22 protein-coding genes and 2 pseudogenes are annotated in these 20,587 nt (G+C 69.7%); 7 read left to right on the top strand and 17 right to left on the bottom strand.

The annotated features are described in order from the left end of the window. Positions 1–28: 28 nt before the first annotated feature. The 4 genes from ACGFRG_RS34270 to ACGFRG_RS34255 form a co-directional block, all read right to left on the bottom strand. Positions 29–547, bottom strand: coding sequence for a histidine phosphatase family protein (locus ACGFRG_RS34270; RefSeq protein WP_361431617.1), 519 nt, complete (start codon positions 545–547; stop codon positions 29–31). 77 nt (positions 548–624) lie between these two features. Beyond that, positions 625–828: a hypothetical protein gene (locus ACGFRG_RS34265; RefSeq protein WP_361431619.1), complete on the bottom strand. Its 204-nt coding sequence runs from the start codon at positions 826–828 to the stop codon at positions 625–627. A 238-nt stretch (positions 829–1,066) separates the two neighbouring features. Next, on the bottom strand, positions 1,067–1,183 hold the full coding sequence (locus ACGFRG_RS34260) for an SGM_5486 family transporter-associated protein (protein WP_361431621.1): 117 nt from the start codon (positions 1,181–1,183) through the stop codon (positions 1,067–1,069). Between the two features lie 4 nt (positions 1,184–1,187). After that, positions 1,188–2,540, bottom strand: a complete 1,353-nt coding sequence (locus ACGFRG_RS34255; RefSeq protein ID WP_393270358.1) for a CynX/NimT family MFS transporter — start codon at positions 2,538–2,540, stop codon at positions 1,188–1,190. 72 nt (positions 2,541–2,612) lie between these two features. Between ACGFRG_RS34255 and ACGFRG_RS34250 the strand changes: the two genes are divergently transcribed. Beyond that, on the top strand, positions 2,613–3,287 hold the full coding sequence (locus tag ACGFRG_RS34250) for a FadR/GntR family transcriptional regulator (protein ID WP_361431625.1): 675 nt from the start codon (positions 2,613–2,615) through the stop codon (positions 3,285–3,287). 384 nt (positions 3,288–3,671) lie between these two features. Here the strand turns inward: ACGFRG_RS34250 and ACGFRG_RS34245 are convergent. From ACGFRG_RS34245 to fabG, 3 genes and pseudogenes are all read right to left on the bottom strand, one after another. Continuing rightward, positions 3,672–4,028, bottom strand: a pseudogene (locus tag ACGFRG_RS34245) (hypothetical protein); the annotation flags it as partial. A 170-nt stretch (positions 4,029–4,198) separates the two neighbouring features. Continuing rightward, a complete protein-coding gene (fabI, locus tag ACGFRG_RS34240) occupies positions 4,199–4,966 on the bottom strand; it encodes an enoyl-ACP reductase FabI (protein ID WP_393270355.1) in 768 nt (255 codons plus the stop codon). Between the two features lie 4 nt (positions 4,967–4,970). Continuing rightward, positions 4,971–5,690, bottom strand: coding sequence for a 3-oxoacyl-[acyl-carrier-protein] reductase (gene fabG / locus ACGFRG_RS34235; protein ID WP_361431630.1), 720 nt, complete (start codon positions 5,688–5,690; stop codon positions 4,971–4,973). A gap of 184 nt (positions 5,691–5,874) precedes the next feature. Between fabG and ACGFRG_RS34230 the strand changes: the two genes are divergently transcribed. Beyond that, complete coding sequence (locus ACGFRG_RS34230; protein WP_393270352.1) at positions 5,875–7,401, top strand: TldD/PmbA family protein; 1,527 nt, start codon at positions 5,875–5,877, stop codon at positions 7,399–7,401. 61 nt (positions 7,402–7,462) lie between these two features. Here the strand turns inward: ACGFRG_RS34230 and ACGFRG_RS34225 are convergent, their stop codons facing one another. The 6 genes from ACGFRG_RS34225 to ACGFRG_RS34200 all read right to left on the bottom strand — a co-directional run bounded on the left by ACGFRG_RS34225 (position 7,463) and on the right by ACGFRG_RS34200 (position 12,469). Continuing rightward, on the bottom strand, positions 7,463–8,710 hold the full coding sequence (locus ACGFRG_RS34225) for a tyrosine-type recombinase/integrase (protein WP_393270349.1): 1,248 nt from the start codon (positions 8,708–8,710) through the stop codon (positions 7,463–7,465). A 47-nt stretch (positions 8,711–8,757) separates the two neighbouring features. Then, positions 8,758–8,919, bottom strand: coding sequence for a helix-turn-helix domain-containing protein (locus ACGFRG_RS34220; RefSeq protein ID WP_393270346.1), 162 nt, complete (start codon positions 8,917–8,919; stop codon positions 8,758–8,760). Between the two features lie 20 nt (positions 8,920–8,939). Next, positions 8,940–10,334: a replication initiator gene (locus tag ACGFRG_RS34215; RefSeq protein ID WP_393270383.1), complete on the bottom strand. Its 1,395-nt coding sequence runs from the start codon at positions 10,332–10,334 to the stop codon at positions 8,940–8,942. Positions 10,335–10,632: 298 nt separating this feature from the next. After that, positions 10,633–10,830, bottom strand: a complete 198-nt coding sequence (locus ACGFRG_RS34210) for a hypothetical protein (RefSeq protein WP_393270343.1) — start codon at positions 10,828–10,830, stop codon at positions 10,633–10,635. After that, complete coding sequence (locus tag ACGFRG_RS34205; RefSeq protein WP_393270380.1) at positions 10,827–12,128, bottom strand: FtsK/SpoIIIE domain-containing protein; 1,302 nt, start codon at positions 12,126–12,128, stop codon at positions 10,827–10,829. The genes ACGFRG_RS34210 and ACGFRG_RS34205 overlap by 4 nt, the downstream gene beginning before the upstream one ends. Further along, positions 12,128–12,469, bottom strand: a complete 342-nt coding sequence (locus ACGFRG_RS34200) for a hypothetical protein (RefSeq protein ID WP_393270340.1) — start codon at positions 12,467–12,469, stop codon at positions 12,128–12,130. Before ACGFRG_RS34200 ends, ACGFRG_RS34205 begins: the two co-directional genes overlap by 1 nt. A 174-nt stretch (positions 12,470–12,643) precedes the next feature. On the opposite strand from ACGFRG_RS34200, the gene ACGFRG_RS34195 reads away from it, so the two are divergent. Further along, positions 12,644–13,423, top strand: a complete 780-nt coding sequence (locus ACGFRG_RS34195; RefSeq protein ID WP_393270337.1) for a GntR family transcriptional regulator — start codon at positions 12,644–12,646, stop codon at positions 13,421–13,423. 410 nt (positions 13,424–13,833) lie between these two features. On the opposite strand, the gene ACGFRG_RS34190 is transcribed toward ACGFRG_RS34195, so the two are convergent. The 3 genes from ACGFRG_RS34190 to ACGFRG_RS34180 all read right to left on the bottom strand — a co-directional run bounded on the left by ACGFRG_RS34190 (position 13,834) and on the right by ACGFRG_RS34180 (position 15,378). Beyond that, positions 13,834–14,130, bottom strand: a complete 297-nt coding sequence (locus ACGFRG_RS34190) for a hypothetical protein (RefSeq protein WP_393270334.1) — start codon at positions 14,128–14,130, stop codon at positions 13,834–13,836. Between the two features lie 448 nt (positions 14,131–14,578). Continuing rightward, a complete protein-coding gene (locus ACGFRG_RS34185) occupies positions 14,579–14,800 on the bottom strand; it encodes a hypothetical protein (RefSeq protein WP_393270331.1) in 222 nt (73 codons plus the stop codon). Next, complete coding sequence (locus ACGFRG_RS34180; protein WP_393270328.1) at positions 14,797–15,378, bottom strand: ATP-binding protein; 582 nt, start codon at positions 15,376–15,378, stop codon at positions 14,797–14,799. Before ACGFRG_RS34180 ends, ACGFRG_RS34185 begins: the two co-directional genes overlap by 4 nt. A gap of 172 nt (positions 15,379–15,550) precedes the next feature. On the opposite strand from ACGFRG_RS34180, the gene ACGFRG_RS34175 reads away from it, so the two are divergent. The 4 genes and pseudogenes from ACGFRG_RS34175 (at position 15,551) to tyrS (ending at position 20,106) form a co-directional block, all read left to right on the top strand. Continuing rightward, positions 15,551–16,903, top strand: coding sequence for a tetratricopeptide repeat protein (locus ACGFRG_RS34175; RefSeq protein WP_393270325.1), 1,353 nt, complete (start codon positions 15,551–15,553; stop codon positions 16,901–16,903). A 218-nt stretch (positions 16,904–17,121) separates the two neighbouring features. Continuing rightward, positions 17,122–17,388: pseudogene (locus tag ACGFRG_RS34170) on the top strand (metallopeptidase TldD-related protein); the annotation flags it as partial. Further along, on the top strand, positions 17,385–18,782 hold the full coding sequence (locus tag ACGFRG_RS34165; protein WP_361431635.1) for a metallopeptidase TldD-related protein: 1,398 nt from the start codon (positions 17,385–17,387) through the stop codon (positions 18,780–18,782). The pseudogene ACGFRG_RS34170 and the gene ACGFRG_RS34165, both read left to right, overlap by 4 nt. Positions 18,783–18,837: 55 nt before the next feature. Then, positions 18,838–20,106: a tyrosine--tRNA ligase gene (gene tyrS / locus ACGFRG_RS34160; RefSeq protein WP_361431638.1), complete on the top strand. Its 1,269-nt coding sequence runs from the start codon at positions 18,838–18,840 to the stop codon at positions 20,104–20,106. Between the two features lie 111 nt (positions 20,107–20,217). Here tyrS and ACGFRG_RS34155 read toward each other — a convergent pair whose 3' ends face one another. After that, a complete protein-coding gene (locus ACGFRG_RS34155; protein ID WP_361431640.1) occupies positions 20,218–20,493 on the bottom strand; it encodes a GlsB/YeaQ/YmgE family stress response membrane protein in 276 nt (91 codons plus the stop codon). Between the last annotated feature and the right edge of the window lie 94 nt (positions 20,494–20,587).

Below are 20,587 nucleotides of genomic sequence, written 5' to 3'. Positions count from 1 at the left end.
CACCGCGATATATACGACGGGCGCGTCCTCAGTCGTGCGGCGCCCAGAAGTCCGTCAGGGTGCCGACGCCGTGCTCGACCGACTTCCACGAGCCGGTGTACTCGACGACCGCGAAGGCGGCGGTCGGGAAGCCACTGCGGTTCATCCGCGTCAGCACATCGCCCTCGGCGCGGCCGGCCAGCGCGTCCGCGAGCGCGTGCATCCCGGGGTTGTGGCCCACCAGAAGCAGGTCGTTCACCTCGTCCGGCGTCTCGTTGAGGAGGGCGATCAGCTCGCCCAGCGACGCCTCGTACAGCCGCTCCTCGTACACGGTCCTGGGGCGGTGCGGCAGTTCGTGCACGGCCAGCTTCCAGGTCTCGCGGGTCCTGACCGCGGTCGAACAGAGAGTCAGATCGAAGGTGATCTTGGTGTCCGCGAGCCGGCGCCCGGCCACCGTGGCGTCCGTACGGCCGCGATCGGCGAGCGGCCGGTCGTGGTCGGACACCTGGGGCCAGTCGGCTTTGGCGTGCCGGAGGAGGACGATCCTGCGGGGTGTGTCGACGCTCATGTCCCCCAGCTTCGCATGAATCACGCCATCGGGCGCAGGCTGTCGATGAGCTCTCCCGCCCGGGTTGACAAGGGCGTTCAGCGGGACAGGGCGTGCTGGATGCGGTCCACGAGGTGGCTGAGAGCGGGGTCACCGGAAGCGGCGTCGGCTTCGTGCGAGCCCGTGATGAGCACCAGCAGGACGACGAACGCGACCGTCGGGAGCGCCACCGCCCACCAGGGGAGCCGGAAGTCGGCGTCGCCGGTGGCCGGGTGGGTGGACCGGGTGTTCATGGCCGGCATGGCCGCCTCCGTAAATCCGAAAAGGTGACGTACGTCGAGTCGCTGACGTACCTCGAACCTACGGATCACGGCGTCCCGCGCCCATCCGGTGACCCACCCACTTACCCCGGGGCTTTCCCCCCTAGGGGTCAGGGGGGCCAGCACCACCATCGGCCGCGTCACCCCAGGTCAGGAGGGGTGGCGAAGGTCGTGCGGAGGCTGCTCGGGAGGGGTGGGGCAACCGGGGGTCGGGCGGGGGTCAGGGTGAGGCGAGGGTGGCGATGACGGCGATGACCGCCGTGATCGCCAGCATCGCGCCGAGCACGACGAGGAGCTTCTTCTGACCGTTCTGGGGGTTCGGTTCGAGCACAGGCATGCGCTCAGTCTCGCATCCCCGCTTCGTCCTCCACCGTCCGGTCCCGGCCCGCCAGCGTTCCGACCAAGATCTGCGGCACCATCAGGCCCGCCATCAGCGCGATCGGCAGGCCCCAGCCGCCGGTCCGGTCGTAGAGGGCGCCGACCAGGGTGGGGCCGGGGATCGAGATGAGGTAGCCGGTGGACTGCGCGAAGGCGGAGAGGCGGACCACGCCCGTGCTGGTCCGCGAGCGCATGCCGATCATCGTGAGGGCCAGCGGGAAGGCGCAGTTGGAGATGCCGAGCAGCAGCGCCCAGGCCCAGGCGCCGGCGGCCGGGGCGAAATAGAGGCCCGCGTAGCCCGCGAGTCCGCAGGCGCCGAGGACGGCGACGATCGGGCCCTGGTTCCGCATCCGGGTGGCGACGCGCGGGATGACGAACGCCAGCGGCACGCCCATCACCATCGTCACGGCCAGCAGCACGCCCGCGGTCCCGGCGGACACCCCGGCGTCCCGGAAGATCTGCGGCATCCAGCCCATCGTGATGTACGCGGCGGTGGCCTGGAGGCCGAAGAAGCAGGCCAGCGCCCAGGCGGTACGGCTGCGGGTGATCCGGAAGGCGGGCTCCTCCTCGGCCTGCGACGCCCGCCGCGCGGCGGACACCCGTCCGTCCCGCTCCCCCGACCAGTCGCGTACGAGCAGCAGCCACGGCAGTACGGCGACGACGGCGAGCAGCGCCCACACGCTCAGGCCGGTGCGCCAACTGCCGCCCAGGGCATCGGTCATGGGCACGGTCGCGGCGGCGGCCAGGGCGGTGCCGAGCGCGAGGGCCATCGAGTACAGGCCGGTCATCGGGCCGACCCGGTCCGGGAAGTACCGCTTGACGATCACCGGCATCAGGACGTTGCTGACGGCGATGCCCATCAGGGCGAGCGCGCTGGCGGCGAGGAAGCCCGGAGTGCCGCCCGCGAACGGGCGAAGGAGCAGACCTCCGGCTATCGCGACCATGCCCGCGCAGACGACCACGGCGGGGCCGAAGCGGCGGGCCAGGCGCGGCGCCATGACGCCGAAGACGGCGAAGCAGAGCGGCGGCACGGAGGTGAGGACACCGGCGACGCTGCCGTTCATGTGCAGCCCGTCGCGCACCTCCTCGAAGAGCGCGCCGAGGCTGGTGATGGCCGGGCGGAGGTTGATCGCGGCGAGCACGAGGCCGACGAGCACGAGCCGTGTGGTCCACGCCGACCGGCCGTCCGCGCGGGCGCCCGTGCCGTCCGCGGGCACGCCGATGCCGTCCGTGTTCGCGCCCGCGGGGGCTTCAATGGAGGCGGTGGGCGTACTGCCCGGCGTGGGGCTCAGGGTGCGGGTCTCGTCGTCGGCCATGGGTCCATCATAGAATCATGGGATGATTGGTTGTCCAATCGCTTTGGACGGCCACCGAACACAAGGAGCGGCATGACGCTGAGCTCTCCGCGGCGCTCTCCCCTCGCCGACCAGGTGATCGCGCAGCTGCGCAACCAGATCACCTCGGGCGAGTGGCCGGTGGGATCGCGCATCCCCACCGAGCCCGAGCTGGTCGAACAGCTGGGAGTCGCGCGCAACACGGTCCGCGAGGCGGTCCGCGCGCTCGCGCACAACGGCCTGCTCGACATCCGGCAGGGCTCCGGCACGTACGTCGTCGCGACCAGCGAGCTGGCGGGCGTGATGCACCGGCGGTTCGCCACCGCCGACCCCCGCCATGTGGCCGAACTGCGCTCCACCCTGGAGTCCTCGGCGGCCCGGCTGGCCGCCGAGCGGCGCACTCCGCGCGATCTGGCCCAGCTGGACGCGGCGCTCGCGCGGCGCGAGCAGGCGTGGGAGTCCGGTGACGCGGAGGCGTTCGTCGCCGCCGACGCGACCCTTCACCTGGCGATCGTGGCGGCCTCGCACAACGACGTGCTGACCGAGCTGTACGCGGACCTCGGCGATCTCCTGCGCGACTGGCTCCGCGACGACGTGGGCCGCGAGCTCCGGCCGGAGAACCACATGGACCACGCGCGTCTGGTCGAGGCAATCCGGGCGGGCGACGCGGACACGGCGGCGACGGAGGCGGCGGGGCACGCGTTCTTCTGCCTGAGCGAACGGCTCTAGGGCCTGTCCGGTGGATCTGGCCGCCTTCGGCACGGGGTGCCGTTTCGGTGCTGGTGAGCGGGGGCGTGGTGCTTCCCCAAGCTCTCAACCTCGTTCGAGCAGGGGAGACCCCAATGCTGCAAGGCGGAGGAGGGCGGCGACGCGGAGCGTCGGCAACCGACGACAACGCCGCAGATGGGCGTGCCACGCCCCCGCGTCCCAGGCAAGATCCACCGGCCAGGCCCTAGGGCCTGGCCCAGGTCCTTCCAGGTCGCCGGGTCACGCGTTTCATCAGTCCTGCACCAGAGACTCCGGCGCCCCGTTCTCCGCGAGCTCCGGCTCCTCGGCCACGACGGCTGCCGGCCGGGGCCGGGGCGTCGGGGTGCCGGTCTGCTTGGGGCCGGGCTTCTCATGAGTGACCCACACGGCCCGTACCTCTTTCCAGCAGCGGTCCGTGAGCCGCACGGTCTGCGCCGGGGCGACCGCGACCGGCGCCGCGTCCGCGGCGATGTCCCACCAGCGCACGCACTGGGTGTGCAGCCGAACCCGGTCGGTGTCCGGATACGGGTTGTGGCAGTACGCGATGACGTGCGAGCCCAGGACCGAGGTGCGGCATTCGGCCCCGAAGGGCTCGGGGGGAGCCGGCCGGGCGGGCTCCTCGGGGGCGGTGGCGGCCCGTACGACCGACGGGACCGCGAGGGAGACGGGGACCGCGGCGAGGAGCGCCACGAGGGCGACGGCTCGGCGCTGCGCTGTCCGCAGGGGCCGCACTGCCCCACCTCCTCCCCGACCGGATGGACCAGATGGACCGGACGGACCGGATGCCCGACATGTCCGCTTCGATCAGTCTGCGGGGAAGTGGCCGGACACGCACGACGGCCGCCCTCCGTCCGCACGGGGCGGGGAGGACGGCCGTCGGTGATCCGTCGGGGTCAGGCACCCATCATGTGGACGCCGCCGTCGACGTGGACGATCTCGCCCGTCGTCTTCGGGAACCAGTCCGAGAGCAGGGCCACGATGGCGCGGCCGGCCGGATCGGGGTCGGCCATGTTCCACTCCAGCGGGGAGCGGGTGTTCCACACGTCCGCCAGGTCCGAGAAGCCCGGGATGGACTTCGCGGCCATCGAGCCGATCGGGCCCGCCGAGACCAGGTTGCAGCGGATGCCCTCCTTGCCCAGGTCACGGGCGAGGTAGCGGGAGGTGGCCTCCAGGGCGGCCTTGGCCGGGCCCATCCAGTCGTACTGCGGCCAGGCGAACTGCGCGTCGAAGGTCAGACCGACCACCGCTGCGCCGGAGCTCATCAGCGGGCGGCAGGCCATGGTCAGCGACTTCAGCGAGAACGCCGAGACGTGCATCGCGGTGGCGACCGACTCGAACGGGGTGTTGAGGAAGTTGCCGCCGAGGGCGTCCTGCGGGGCGAAGCCGATGGAGTGCACGACGCCGTCCAGGCTGCCGAGCTCGTCCTTGACCAGGCCCGCGAGCCGGTCCAGGTGCTCCTGGTTGGTCACGTCGAGCTCGATGACCTTGGCGGGCTTGGGGAGCTTCTTGGCGATGCGCTCGGTCAGGGTGGGGCGCGGGAACGCGGTCAGGATGACCTCGGCGCCCTGCTCCTGGGCCAGCTTCGCGGCGTGGAAGGCGATGGAGGACTCCATCAGCACACCGGTGATCAGGATGCGCTTGCCGTCGAGAATTCCGCTCATGTGATCAGTGACCCATGCCCAATCCGCCGTCAACCGGGATGACGGCACCAGTGATGTACGAAGCGTCGTCCGAGGCGAGGAAGCGGACCGCGGCGGCGATCTCCTCGGGCTGCGCGTAGCGGCCCAGCGGCACCCCGGAGATGATCGAGGTGCGCTGCTCGTCGGTGAGCACCTTGGTCATGTCGGTGTCGACGAAACCGGGTGCGACGACGTTGAAAGTGATGTTGCGGGAGCCCAGCTCGCGCGCGAGGGAGCGGGCGAACCCGACGAGACCGGCCTTGGAGGCCGCGTAGTTGGCCTGGCCGGGCGAGCCCATCAGACCCACCACGGACGAGATCAGGACGACCCGGCCCTTCTTGGCGCGCAGCATGCCGCGGTTGGCGCGCTTGACGACCCGGAAGGTGCCGGTGAGGTTGGTGTCCAGGACGGACGTGAAGTCCTCCTCGGACATCCGCATGAGGAGCTGGTCCTTGGTGACCCCGGCGTTGGCGACGAGCACCTCGACCGGACCGTGGGCCTCCTCGATCTGCTTGTAGGCCTGCTCCACCTGCTCGGCGTCGGTGATGTCGCACTTGACGGCCAGGCAGCCGAGCTCGGCGAGGGCCGCGGGCGGCTCGCCGGTGCGGTACGTGATCGCGACCTTGTCGCCGGATTCGGCGAAAGCGCGGGCGATGGCGAGGCCGATGCCCCGGTTTCCTCCGGTGACGAGAACCGAGCGGCTCAACGGATCACCCTTTCGATAGCGGTTTCGTACTTCCGCAAACTATCGGTACCTGCACGTGTACGGGGAATCGACCTGTGACAGTGGCGTGGAAGATGCGCTGTGGGGTCCCTACAGAAAGGGCTGGGCACAGGGCCCGCGAGCGCGACATGATCGGAGCGACCGTCTCACACGACAGGAGACATCCGTGCCTCATTCCATCGACGCAGCCTTCACGGCGCTGCCGTTGCGCGCCCTCGCCGACGCCGCGCTCGCGCGGGCCCGCGCGCTCGGCGCCGACCACGCCGACTTCCGTCTGGAGCGGGTGCGCAGCGCGGCCTGGCGGCTGCGCGACGCCAAACCGTCCGGGTCCGCCGACACGACGGACCTCGGTTACGCGGTCCGGGTGGTGCACGGCGGCGCCTGGGGGTTCGCCTCCGGTGTCGATCTCACCATGGACGCCGCCGCCAAGGTCGCGTCCCAAGCGGTCGCGATGGCGAAGCTGTCGGCGCAGGTGATCGCCGCCGCGGGCTCGGACGAGCGCGTGGAGCTGGCGGACGAGCCGGTGCACGCGGAGCGGACCTGGATCTCGGCGTACGAGATCGACCCCTTCTCCGTACCGGACGAGGACAAGAGCGCGCTGCTGGCCGACTGGAGCGCGCGGCTGCTGCGGGCGGACGGGGTGGCGCATGTGGACGCCTCGCTGCTCACCGTCCACGAGAACAAGTTCTACGCGGACACGGCGGGCACCGTCACCACCCAGCAGCGCGTCCGGCTGCACCCGCAGCTCACGGCGGTCGCGGTGGACGGCAAGACCGGCGAGTTCGACTCGATGCGGACGATCGCGCCGCCGGTCGGGCGCGGCTGGGAGTACCTGACCGGCACCGGCTGGGACTGGGACGCCGAGCTGGAGCAGATCCCGGCGCTGCTGGCCGAGAAGATGCGGGCGCCGAGCGTCGAGGCGGGCACGTACGACCTGGTCGTGGACCCGTCGAACCTGTGGCTGACCATCCACGAGTCGATCGGCCACGCCACCGAGCTGGACCGGGCGCTCGGCTACGAGGCGGCGTACGCGGGCACCTCGTTCGCCACCTTCGACCAGCTGGGCAAGCTGGCGTACGGCTCCTCGATCATGAACGTGACCGGCGACCGCACCGCCGAGCACGGCCTCGCGACCGTCGGGTACGACGACGAGGGCGTGGCGGCGCAGAGCTGGGACCTGGTGAAGGACGGCACGCTCGTCGGCTACCAACTCGACCGCCGCATCGCGAAGTTGACGGGCCTGGGCCGTTCCAACGGCTGCGCCTTCGCGGACTCGCCCGGGCACGTCCCGGTCCAGCGCATGGCGAACGTCTCGCTCCAGCCGGACCCGGGCGGGCTCTCGACGGAGGACCTGATCGGGGGCGTCGAGCGCGGCATCTATGTGGTCGGCGACCGGTCGTGGTCGATCGATATGCAGCGCTACAACTTCCAGTTCACACAGCAGAGGGCATACAGGATCGAGAACGGCCGCCTTTGCGGGCAGCTCCGAGACGTTGCCTACCAGGGAACGACCCCTGAGTTCTGGGGCTCGATGGAGAAGGTCGGCGGCCCGCAGACGTACGTCCTAGGAGGGGCTTTCAACTGCGGAAAGGCTCAACCGGGACAGGTTGCCGCCGTGTCTCACGGATGCCCCACCGCACTGTTTCGGGGTGTGAACATCCTGAACACTTCGGCCGAGTCGGGCCGCCCGTGACAGGGACCCCATTCGGGGTCCGAAGTCTGCACCAGGTCGACACGTCTTCACGGAGTACCCGCTAGGCCACGTCGTCACAGTCGTCGACGTCGACTTCATCGGGAGCCAGCTGAGGCGGGACGATCAGCCCCTTGAAGGGCGCCAGCTTCAACCCCAGGCGGTTGTGCATGGTTCGGGCACCTCGGTCCATCGCTCTGCGGACGAGGTGCCCGTAGACCAGTTCTGTCGTCCTGGTGGTGCGGTGCCCGACCCAGGCCGCAATCTCGAAGAGCGGGATATCGGCGTGGATTGCCTCCGACACGAAGAAGTGCCGGAAACTCTTGGGCGTGTACTGCGGAGTTCCCGCCGCCCTGACCGCCGCCTTGAACTGGTCCAGGAACCAGTCATAGGACGGGTGGCGGTCGTTCAATCGGGGAGATTCAAAGAACCATCCCCGATCTCCCCAGGTACCGAATGCATCGATGTGATCGCTGAAGATCTCGTTGATCGAATCGGGCACCGGAGTCTGTCGTGCTTGGTCGAAGGTGCGATGTTTCGTACCCCGCTTCACACCGCGCCGATATCCTGAGATCTCCTGGCATCCATAAGCCGAGACCTGGTGATCCACAGCGAGAATGCTGCGCTCCCAGTCCAACGACTCTTCGGACAGCGCCAGGGACTCCCCCGGACGTGTCCCGCAGCCCGCCATGGCCCAGAACCCAGCGCGGACCAGCTTGGGAGCCTCCGCGATGATCCCCAGCACCTCCTCCATGGTCGGGATGTCTTCGTCGGTCACCGGGGTGAGCGTCTGCCCTGACCGCCTACGCGGGTTCGCCTTCTTGCACGGATTACGACCGATGATCTCCGCCGCTACCGCATAGTTGAAGACAGACGAGAGAACGTTCTTACGTCCATTGATTCCCGTCTCCTTGTACCCCCTCGCTTTCTGGTCGGCCTCCCATTCCTGGATGATCGACGGGGTGATACTGCCGATGGGCTTGGTCCCGAAGAACGGCTCATAGTGGTTGGCGAAGACGCTCTGATAGTTCCTCTTTGAGGACTCTTCGAGGGTTCCGGCCTCAACCCACTCGTTCCAGATCTTTGCGAACGTTTTCTGCCCCGCCTTGGGGTTGATGTACGTTCCCAGGTCTTTGTCTCGCTCGACCTTGACCGCAAAGGCTTCTGCATCTTCGAGCTTCTTGAAGGACACCTGTCGCGGCTTGCCTGCCCGGCCACCGGGCTCGCGGTACGTCACCCGGTACGGCTTGTGAGGACACGTCGGCTTCTTGCGCCGGGGGCAGGTGCAGTCTTCCTTCTTGATGGTCGCCACGCTTGTTAACCCTCCACATGTTGATGGGTTAGTGACTGAGTTCGAAGCTAGCCACGCTGCATCCGAGCGTCAACCCAGTGGTGTAGATCGCGAGTTCGGAATCGGACATGCTTGCCGACCTTCAGGTACGGGATGCCCCAACGTCGGTAGGAGTCCATGAGGACCCGCTTCGTCACGCCCAGTTCGGCAGCCGCCTCATCCGGCGTCATGAGCAAGTTGCTCCCACCTCTCACGGCCCCACCCCCAAGCCCTGCGGCTCTACCCACGCCTCGTCGCGCCTGGCCTCCTTGTAGAGCTGTCGGGACTGCGTGAGGTCTTCGGCGATTCCGGCGGCGATGAGGGCTGCGCCGGTGGTGTGGCCGGAGCCGATGTAGCGCCAGAGCGCGTCGGTGACAGCGTCGGGATCATCGGCTGTCGCGGCGTCGACGTAGCGGTGGTCGGCGCGGTCGGCGCGGAGCGCTGCGTACGTGGTGGAGTAGGCGCGGGATTTGGTGAGGATGTGGCCTCGGTAGCCGAGGGTGTGAGTCCAGGCCCGCAGCCGGAGCGGCGTGTACTCCGGGAGGGTGCCGAGGCGCCAGCAGGTCCGCATCAGGGTGCGGACGTGCGCGTTGACGGGGGCCGTGTCGATATCGTCGCAGGTCAGGAGCTTGTGGTCGACGCCGGCGCCGGTCTCGCCCGCTCCCTTGGTGACGTACTTCGCGACGTAGGCAGCAACCGCGTCATCATCCGGTCCCCCATCGTCGGCGCGCAGTGGGCGGATGTCGACCTGGACGCCCCAGCGCAGGGCGAGTTCACCGATGGCGGGACTGTAGGGGGTGCGGACCACGCCCCTGCGGGCGGCGGTGCGTACGGCGTCGGCCAGGCGGTCGGCGGTGCCCCAGGGCGGGGGTTCGTCGACGGGTCCGGCCGGGCCGTCGAGCCGGACAACGGCGTGAACGTGGACGGCAGCGCGCTTCTGGTACTCGGCGACGCGGGCGAAGGACAACCGGGCGTGGTCGGAGAAGTGGGACCGTGCGAGCCCGGCCGAGGTGGCGAGGCGGCGCCGGACATCGCGGGTGAACCGGTCCCACAGCATCCCCGCGTGCGCGTGCCACAGCACGTGTGCCACGTAGTCGTAGCAGTCGGGACACAGCGGTCGGCCGACATGGGGCGCGTCCGCGTCGTGGACGGCGCCGCAGCCGAGGGGGCGCCCGTGTTCGCAGGTGCCGCCGTCGCGGCGCGGTCGGCACCGTTCCTCTGCCCGGTGGACGGGCCCGAAGGACGGGGCAGTCAGCGTGATGAAGAGGCGGGGCCGGTCGCGGACCGTCGGGGGGACGTTCTTGCCGCCGATCAAACCCGCGCGCACGAGGTGGAAGGTGTCTCCGGCGTGGAGTCGGGAGCACGGCGGGCAGACGCTCGCGCGGCGGTTGCGGCAGCGGACAAGGAGTCGTTCGCCGGGTTCGGTGCGGGTGTCGTACTGGTGCAGGACCTCGCCCGTGACTGTGTCCCGGGTGGTCGTTGAGCCAGTGAGGTGGATGGGGTGGGCGCATCCGCCGGTGGCCCTGACTTGGTCGAGCCAGCGGGCGAACTGGGGGTCTTGGGCGAGGCGTATCGCGTCTCGGTCTGTCTCGGGGAGCTGACGCAGGCGCGCCGCACGGTCGAGGTGGGCGCGCCTGCCAGCCGAGGTGGGCTCGGGGGTGATGGCGGGGACCTTCCGTTGGGGGCCGCCGTAGCGGCCGGGTGGGTGGTGGGCGGCGCGAAGTTGTCCATACAGGTCTCCCTGATGCGGTCGGGCTGGGTGGGTTAGCGGATGGTGCCGGTGCCCCGGCAGACGCGGCAGCGGTGTCGTCGTCCGGTCCAGGTGGTGCGGGCCCCTTCGCCCTTGCAGGCCGGGCAGCGCACGCGGTTCATGGGCATGACGTCATCTGTCCTTTCTGCTCGGGTCAGTGGGAGGAGAAGCCGTGCAGGAACCAGGTCACGAGTCCGTCGATGGTGAACAGGACCGGGGTCTGGCCGATGTACATGCCGAACAGGCCGATGCAGACCGCTTCCCAGGGGCGCACGTCGCGCGAGCGCACGAGGAGGACGGTGATGATCCCGAAGACCACGACGAGCGGCAGCGCGGATGATTCGCTGGTCACTGTTCGCCCCCTGCCTGCGCCGCCAGGGCGCGGTCGAAGGCGGGCAGGTGGGGTGTCATGGCCGCGTACTTGCGTGCGGTCGCGGTGGCTTCCTCGGTCGGTGTGAGGTGGGAGCGGGCCCGGGACCATCCGCCGTCGGGACCGGTGCACACGGCCACGCCTTGCTCTTCCGCAGTGATCGACTGGGCGACCGCGACGGCGTCCTTGTTGAGATCGCCGAGGGTCATTTCCGCTGTGCCGGGGTCGTTGACCCGGTGGCAGACCCGTCCGCCGAGCTGGGCCCGTAGCGCGGTGACGCCGGGGCCGAGGTCGGAGCCGACGCGCTGTCCGGCGACGACCAGGTGCAGGCCGAGCGCGGCACCGAGTTGAGCGATGCGCAGCAGCAGGACGGAACACTGCTCCGCCTCGGACTTGCTCTCGCGGGTGCCGTCGGACAAGTACAGCTCCGCCAGTTCGTCGACGATCACGACGACCGGTACCGGCCGGAGTTTGTCGGGCAGTTCCCAGATCGAGCGGACCCCGGCCGCCCGGCAGGTCAGCATCCGTTCCTGCATGTCGGTCACGAGCGCGGCCAGCACGGCGACCGCTTCGCGTCGGCAGGTGGTCAGGGCGCTGAGCCGGGGTGAGAACAGGCCGAGTTCCATGCCGCCCTTGCAGTCGATGCCAACCAGGGCGACCGGCTGCGGGGCAAGTTGGGTGATCAGCCGGGCCAGCAGCGTGGACTTGCCGGAGCGGGTGGCGCCGGTGATCAGCCAGTGCGGCACCAGGCACAGGTCCATGACCCAGGCGCCACCGCTCTCCAGCGCGCCGATCAGTGCCGACAGCAACGCGGCGGGCGCGGTGGCCAGGCCCGGCCGCTCCAGCGGATCAACAGCCGTCGCGGTCAGCAGCACCCGTCCCCGTTCCGGGGAGGTGACCCGTACCGCGTGGACCTTCCACGCGTGCATGAGCGCGTCGGCCGCCTTCATGTACATGGCGGGGGTCTGGCCCGGATGCAGGCGCACGATCACCGACAGCCCCAGGCGGGTGGCACGCGGGAACGAGATCCGGGGTGCGACCGGCCGCAGCGGATCACCCTTGACCACCACGTCCCCGACCAGCCCGCGCGGCGGACGCCGCGAGACCGACAGGTCGTTGAGCATCGCGACCTTGCGCCAGGTGAAGACCACCCGGCACGCAGTCACGGGATAGCCGGTCAGGTACCAGTGCCAGACCGGACGGGTCCGCCGCAGCAGGTCACCCAGGACCAGAGCCCAGGCGAGTGCGGCGAGCGCCAGCGCGAGCAGGATCGCCCCCATCACGCCCCACCCGCCTTCGGTAAGCCGGTGGGCACGGGCGTGATGGCGTCGGCCCGGAAGCTGATCCCGTGCCGCTCGCCCATCGACCAGGCGAACGCGATCAGCCCGGTGACCTTGACGATCATTCCTTCCTCGATGCCGCGCGGCTCGCCGCTCATCGCGATCTCGATCACCGAGATACGGCGGGCGTCCTGGCGGACCGTGACCGCCACCGTGTAGACCGGGTTGCCGTCGCGGTCCCTCTTGACCTCCCCGGTCTCGGAGTTGGCGATCTTCTTCTCGGGTGCGATGGCGCACCGCAGTACGCCCAGTCGTGTCGTGTCCACGGGAATGGACTGCATGATTTTTGGCCTCCTAGGCCGCTCACGACGCCCGACATATCCGGACGTCACTTGTCCTTACGAGTTGGAACTATGCGCCTCTGTACGGGAGTTGGGCAAGTACTTATGCTGACGAGTGATGTCGCGCGTGCGACGTGCCTACGTCCCCACCACACCCACGACAAAGGTGTCCAGATGAGCGAGATCCAGCGCCCCGGAGCCCTCTACCAGCAGGTCGCCGCCGCCATCCGTGAAGCGATCCTGTCCGGCGAGTTCGAACCCGACGCCCCGCTCCCCTCCGAGGCCCAGCTCATCGAGCGATACAAGGTCTCCCGCCCCACCGTCCGCAACGCGATTGCCGCCCTGCGCGCGGAAGGCTTGATCGACGTCCGGCACGGCAAGGGCAGCTTCGTCCGCTCCAGCGGCCTGCCCGCCATGACGATCGAGCGCCGGATCAGCCGCACCACCGGCGGACGGTTCACCACCCACGACGGCACCGAGTGGGAGGCGGTCGACGAGCCGACCGTCTACCGCTCCCACACCACCAACACCACCGGCCGTCCGCTCGGACTGGACGAGGAGGAAGCCCTGTTCGGCTGTGACCGACTGCTCGCCGACCCGGCCACCGGCACGCGTGCCATGCACCGCACCTTGATCCCCTTCGCGACCGCCGAAGCAATCCCCGGCCTTGCCGACGCACCGGACGCGTCCCTGGAGGCGATCTATGCCCTGCTGGCGAAGGCCGGGCACACGCTTTGGTGGTCCGAGACGGTACGCGCCCACATGCCCCTGCCCGACGAACGCACCGCCCTGCGCCTGCCCGACGCGACACCGGTCCTGCACACCACCCGCGTCACCCACGGCACCGACGACCGGCCCCTGATCCTCGAAGAACTCCGCATCGGCGCCGACCGGGCCGAACTCGCCTACCGCATCACCGCCGACAAGGAACCCGCACGGCGTCCTCGCGCCTGACCGCCGAGGCCGATCGGTCGAAACCTTCTCCACTTACTCAAGGGCGCGCCTGCGGCGCGCCGGGCCGCCCGGCCGCCCCGGCCGGGCATGCGGCGTACCCGCCGATCCCGGCCGGACGCCCGACGCCCCACACCACGCGCCCAAGGTCGTGGGGCGTCGACCGGCCGACGAAGGCTGGTGCGCACGGGGCTGGGGGTCGACGGCCTCCGAGACTTTAGGCAGCTCCCATGGGGCGAGCCTCGAAGAACAGGGGGCCCATCGGGCACAACAGCGGGCAGGTCAGGTGCCCGCCCGATTCGCCGGGCCAGCGTAGGGCCCCCTGTTCACTCGCCCCATGGCAGCTACCGCCCAAAGTCTCTCCGGCCGGCGACGTGCCCACGCGCGCCGCTCACCAGGCAAAACGCCCCTCATTACGTCGGCTCGCCATCATCCCCGGTAACCCGTCCCAGGCACCGCGCCAGCCGGTCCACCACACCCGGCCAGCCCGCCAGCCGCACCACCCCACGACCGTCCCCGGCCGTCGCCGCCGTCGCCCGCAGCTCCGACAACTCGAACCCCGCCGCCAGCAACGCACGGTTCAACCGGTCCGCCACCACCCGCGCCTCACGCCAGCCCGCCAGGTAATCCACCCCCGGCGACCACAGCCCGACGTCCACCTCCACCGCGTCCAGGCCGTCATACAGACCCTCACCCTCAATGCCGCTCACGACAGTTCACCTCTGTCCGGTCTCGGGTAGTACCTGATCAACTCCCTTGTGTGCCAAGACAGAAGCGCAGCACAACGGCCCCGGATACCATCTGGCACCGGGGGCCGCTGCGTCCCCAGCCGGACCACCCCGGTTGCTGCCAGGCGCGGGGGTGGTCCGGTCTCGTATGCGGTTGTCGTACTCGATCCAGCTCTACGCGACAGGCGCAGGTGACATCAGCGCGGCCCCTCCACCAAGGAGGCCCGCGAGAAGCTGATGTCAATGTTCCGAAAGCCCGTGTGCCCCGTCCGCCCCGCGTGCTGGAGACTCCAGATCTCCGGCCCCTCCGTCTCCTCAGCCGCTTCAGATCCGTCCCCGCACGTCGTGCACTCCGCCACATAGATCGGCCCGCTCCCCGAGGTGTCCACGCTCAACACCCAGTCCGCGAACCGCCAGACCGCACGCATCGTCATCGCCGCCCCTCCCGACCCGAGCGCCGTCCGCCGCGCTCCACCTGCACCACGTCTGTCGCATTCATCCGCAGGGCAGGCCCCGACTTGAAGACCAGCACCACCGCCGGACGTCCCGAGGCACGCCGGTCCGAGCGCACCGCCTTGACCTCCCGCCGTCGGCCCCGGTCGCTGATCTCATCACCGCGCCGCACCCGCAGCGCCATCACTCGTTCCATCACGCCGACAGCCCCCCGTCAGCGGCCATAGACGACGCTCCGCCAGAGCCGCCGTCGAGGTCGAAGCGACAGAAGACACTCTTGCCGCCACCCTCCTCCGGCACCCACCACAAGCCGTCGGCCAGAGTGCGCACGATGTGCAGCCCCCGCCCGTGATCAGGCAACAGCGCTTCCGGCAGATCCTCAGCCAAGTCCGGGCCGAAGCCGTCGCCGAGCGGCAGCGTAGGCGGGTCGGAGTCTTCGTCGGCCACCTCCACGAACAGCCATCGCGGCCAGGACCGCAGGGCCAGCGTGACCACCGGACGGTGGCCGGGCTCCATCGGGTGGCGGTCGGTGATCACATGAAGCACCACATTGCCGACCAGCTCCGAGACGCACAGTTCCACGTCGGCGGCCAGGCCGCCGAGGTCCCAGCTCGTCAGCGTCCCGACCGCCATGCGCCGCGCAGCCTGCGGGGTGTCCTCGGCGTCCGCGAAGAGTGTGAGCGCGCGGAAGCGGCCCGCTGCCGCTACCCCACCGCGCCCGACGATTCCCGCCTCTGCTGCCGGGAGTAAGCCTCGTACGATCTTTCCGGTTTCCATGACACGATCGACCGTCCTCGGTCACGTCTACCGGGGCGTTCCCGGCAGGGTGGGCCGAGGATCCACCCCTTGTACCGGCCGTCGCTCCCCCCTCTTGGGGACCCCCCTCGTGGGTACACTCGCCAGACGCACCCCCCGAAGAGTTGTCAGGTCAATCACCAGGGGAAGTGAGATGGCCGAAGTTGCTCCGACGCCCGCAGCGCTGCCGCCGCACGTGCTGGAGCGCGCCGACGTCCGCTCAGCGATCGCCAACCACGACTTCGGCGAGGTCTTCAGACTCGCCAGACTGCACGGCAAGATCAGCTACGCCAAGATTGCCGAGGCCGTCGGCTACAAGCGCGAGCACATCGGCAAGATGGCCAAGGACGAAACCGAAGGCAAGGGCGTTCGCCCCCGGATCACCCAGTACCGCAAGATCCTCGAAGTAGTGGACGGACTGCGCATCCCTGGCCACCTTGCCGGATTCGCCCCACGTCCCTGGGAGCTGGAACGAAGAGCAAACACGTCCCAGCCGGAGGACCCGAGCACCTTGCTCGCGGAGGGTGGTGCGGGACTGTGGGACATCGCCGAGCTACTGAGGCGAACGGAGATGTCCAGCATCAACAGCGCAGCCCTGGAGTCGATCCAGCAGGGCATTGATCAATTGGCCCGCGCCTACCCGTACGCCGATGCCGACTACCTACACCAGCGCACCCGGAACGGCTTGCACTACGTCACCAAGCAGCTTGAGAGCCGGATGACACTACGTCAGCATCGGGAACTGCTCGTCGATGCCGGGTGGCTGTTCCTGCTGAACGCGTGCGTCCAGTACGACCGGGGCCAGCGAGAGGCCGCCAACCTCAGCAAGGCCGCAGCACTCCGGATAGGCGACGAAGCGGGACACGGCGAGATCAAGGCGTGGGCATGGGAGATCGAGGCGTGGTTCGCTCTCACCCAGAGCCGATGGCAGGACATGCTGAACGCGGTGGAAGCCGGGCACGTCGCCGACCAGACGCACTCCGTCGGCGTGCAGCTGTACGCGCACAAGGCCCGCGCGGCCGCCCGGATGGGAAACGCGCGGTTGGTCCGCGACTCCCTGGACGCCGGGCGCGCAAGGCTGGACCGCCTGCCCCGCCCAGATCACCCCGAACACCACTTCATCATCGACCCGGACAAGTGGGACTTCTACGAGATGGACGCCTATCGTCTGCTCGGCGACGACGAGCGCGCCGCCACCCACGCCAGGTCGGTGATCCGGATCAGCACCGGTCCCGACGGAACCGAGATCTCCCCCATGCGTGCCGCAGAAGCCCGCCTCACACTCGGAGTCGCCGCCGCCCGGACCGGCGAGATAGACGAGGCCGTAGGCATGGGCACCATGGCCCTTGAAGCCGACCGGAAGTCTCTTCCGTCCCTGCTTTTAGTCGCCAACGAGCTGGACAAGGAACTCCGCGCCCGCTTCCCCCGCGAGACCGCCGCGCGCGACTTCCACGAACGGATCTTGACCATCACGCGCGGCGCGAGCACGCCAGAGCTTCCGTTCTGACCGTCGTCCTGCCAGGCAAGTCGATCAAGTTCCCACCGGGCCTCTGCCAGCCAGGCCGCCACTCGATAGGCTCTGCCTCCAGGTCGACACGAAGTCGTCACCAGACCCCGCACAGTCCGGTTTCAACCGGTATGAACAGGGATTGAGGGTAGACCGTGAAATACCGCCTGACCTGCGCAGACACTGATCAGAGGGGTATGCCCTCCGCTCCCCCGGTGAACTTCCAGTTCACCGGCCAGCGGTTCTTCCGTATCGAAAACGGCCGACTGGCGGGGCAGTTGCGCGATGTCGCCTATCAGGCGACCACCACCGACTTCTGGGGCTCGATGGAGAAGGTCGGCGGCCCGCAGACGTATGTCCTGGGCGGCGCCTTCAACTGCGGCAAGGCCCAGCCGGGCCAGGTCGCGGCGGTCTCGCACGGCTGCCCGTCGGCCCTGTTCCGAGGCGTCAACATTCTGAACACCACGCAGGAGGCCGGCCGATGAGTTCCCGTACGACCGTCAAGCCGCATGAGATCGTCGAGCGGGCGCTGGAGCTCTCGACCGCCGACGGGTGTGTCGTCATCGCCGACGAGCACTCCTCCGCCAATCTGCGCTGGGCCTCGAACGCGCTGACCACCAACGGTGTGACGCGCGGGCGCACCCTCACCGTGATCGCGACCGTCGACGGGGCCGAGGGCGCCGCGTCCGGGGTGGTGTCGCGGTCCGCCGTCACCGCCGCCGACCTGGAGCCGCTGGTACGGGCCGCGGAGGCGGCCGCGCGCGCGGCCGGGCCCGCCGAGGACGCCCAGCCGCTGATCGACGGGGTGCCGGTGGCGGCCGACTTCGCCGAGGCGCCCGCCGAGACGTCCTCGGCGGTCTTCGCCGAGTTCGCCCCGGCCCTCGGCGAGGCGTTCGCCCGCGCCCGCTCGGGCGGCCGCGAGCTGTACGGCTTCGCGCACCACGAGATGACCACGTCCTACCTGGGGACGTCGACGGGCCTGCGGCTGCGCCACGACCAGCCGACCGGCACGCTCGAAGTCAACGCCAAGTCGCCGGACCGCACCCGCTCCGCCTGGGCCGGGCGCTCCACGCGCGACTTCAAGGACGTCGAGGTGGGCGCGCTCGACGAGGAGCTGGCCGTCCGGCTCGGCTGGGCCGAGCGCCGCATCGAGCTGCCCGCCGGGCGGTACGAGACGCTGCTGCCGCCCACCGCCGTCGCCGACCTGCTGATCTACCAGCTGTGGTCGTCCAACGCGCGCGACGCCGCCGAGGGCCGCACCGTCTTCTCCAAGCCCGGCGGCGGCACCCGGCTCGGCGAGACACTGGCCCGGCTGCCGCTGACCCTGCGCAGCGACCCGAACGAGCCGGGCCTTGAGTCCGCGCCGTTCCAGCTGGCGCACTCCTCGGGCGACGACGCCTCCGTGTTCGACAACGGTCTGCCGCTGGCCCCGACCGACTGGATGCGGGACGGAAAGCTGGAGCGGCTGATCACCACGCGGCACAGCGCGGGACTTACCCGGTTGCCCGTGACGCCGCCGGTCGGCAATCTGATCCTGGAGGGCGGTGGCGAGCGCTCGCTCCAGGAGATGGTCGCGGCCACCGAACGCGGCCTGCTGCTGACCTGCCTCTGGTACATCCGCGAGGTGGACCCGGCGACGCTGCTGCTGACCGGGCTCACCCGGGACGGCGTCTATCTCGTGGAGGGGGGCGAGGTGGTCGGCGAGGTCAACAACTTCCGGTTCAACGAGTCGCCGGTGGACCTGCTGTCGCGGGCCACCGAGGCCGGGCGGACCGAGAAGACCCTGCCGAGGGAGTGGAGCGACTGGTTCACCCGGGCCGCGATGCCCGCCCTGCGGGTGCCGGACTTCAATATGAGCTCGGTCAGTCAGGGCGTGTGACCCCCATACACTGGCTGTCGCACATCCATCCAGCAGACCTAGGAGACGTACGACCGTGACGGACATCGTCGATGAGCTGCAGTGGCGCGGGCTGATCGCCCTCTCCACTGACGAGGACGCACTGCGCAAGGCGTTCGCGGACGGTCCCGTCACGTTCTATTGCGGCTTCGACCCGACCGCGCCCAGCCTGCACCTGGGCAACCTGGTCCAGATCCTCACCATGCGCCGGATCCAGCAGGCGGGCCACCGTCCGCTGGGTCTGGTCGGCGGTGCCACCGGTCTGATCGGCGACCCCAAGCCGAACTCGGAGCGCACGCTGAACGCGCCCGAGACCGTCGCGGGCTGGGTCGAGCGGCTGCGCGGCCAGATCGAGCGGTTCCTCGACTTCGAGGGCCCGCACGCCGCGACCATGGTCAACAACCTGGACTGGACGTCTGGCCTGTCGGCCATCGAGTTCCTGCGCGACGTCGGCCAGCACTTCCGGGTCAACAAGATGATCGCCAAGGAGGCCGTCTCCCGGCGGCTCAACTCCGACGTGGGCATCAGCTACACAGAGTTCAGCTACCAGATCCTGCAGGGCATGGACTTCCTGGAGCTGTACCGGCGGCACGGCTGTGTGCTCCAGACCGGCGGCAGCGACCAGTGGGGCAACCTCACCGCGGGCACCGACCTGATCCACCGGGTCGTGCCGGAGGCCGAGGTGCACGCGCTGGCCACCCCGCTGATCACCAAGGCGGACGGCACCAAGTTCGGCAAGACGGAGTCCGGCACGGTCTGGCTGGACGCGGAGCGCACCACGCCGTACGCGTTCTACCAGTTCTGGCTGAACGCGGACGACCGTGATGTCTCCAAGTTCCTGCGGATCTTCAGCTTCAAGTCCCGCACCGAGATCGAGGAGCTGGAGCAGCTCACCGAGGAGCGTCCGCAGGCGCGCGCCGCGCAGCGCGCGCTCGCCGAGGAGCTGACCACGCTGGTGCACGGCGCCGACCAGTGCGCGGCGGTCGTCGCCGCGTCGAAGGCGCTGTTCGGCCAGGGCGACCTCGCGGAGCTGGACGAGCCGACGCTGGCCGCGGCGCTCAGCGAGCTGCCGCACGCCGAGGTGGCCGAGCTGGGTCTCGTCGTCGACCTGTTCGCCGAGGTCGAGCTGGTGGCGAGCAAGTCGGCGGCCCGGCGCACCGTGAAGGAGGGCGGCGCCTACGTGAACAACGCGAAGGTGACGTCCGAGGACGCGGTGGTCACGGCCGACGATCTGCTGCACGGCCGGTGGCTGGTGCTGCGCCGCGGCAAGAAGAACCTGGCCGCGATCGAGGTCACCGGCGCCTGACCCGCACGTTCGCTACGTCGCGTACGTCGATACGTCGCGTACGTCGATACGTCGCGTACGGAGGGGGCGGTCCCGTTGCGGGCCGCCCCCTTCGGCGTACCGGGCCTGCCGTCAGGCCTGCTGTTTGTTGCCTCTCAGCGCCATGTAGAGCATGTCGCCGATGAAGACGATGACGACCGCCGCCGCGACCTGGAGGCCGTGCCGGCCCCAGTCGATGCCCTTGGTCTCGGCGATGCCGATCGCCCGGGCGATCGAGTTGCCGACCACACCGCCGATCATGCCGAAGATGGTGGTCAGCCAGAGCGGACTGTGCTGCTTGCCGGGCAGGATCGCCTTCGCGATGATGCCCAGCACGAATCCCACGATGATCGCCCACAACCAGCCCATGGCTGCCTCCTCGTTCCGCCCGTCAGGAGCGCCGCGCCGAGCACAGCGCCGGGCCTTCCGCTCGACATGAGCGGTTGCGGCCAGTGTTGACCCA

The sequence above is a fragment of the Streptomyces sp. NPDC048696 genome (assembly GCF_043198895.1).
GTDB lineage: Bacteria > Actinomycetota > Actinomycetes > Streptomycetales > Streptomycetaceae > Streptomyces.
Note: the sequence above shows the minus strand (reverse complement) of the source record. Positions and strands in the feature narration are given on the sequence as shown.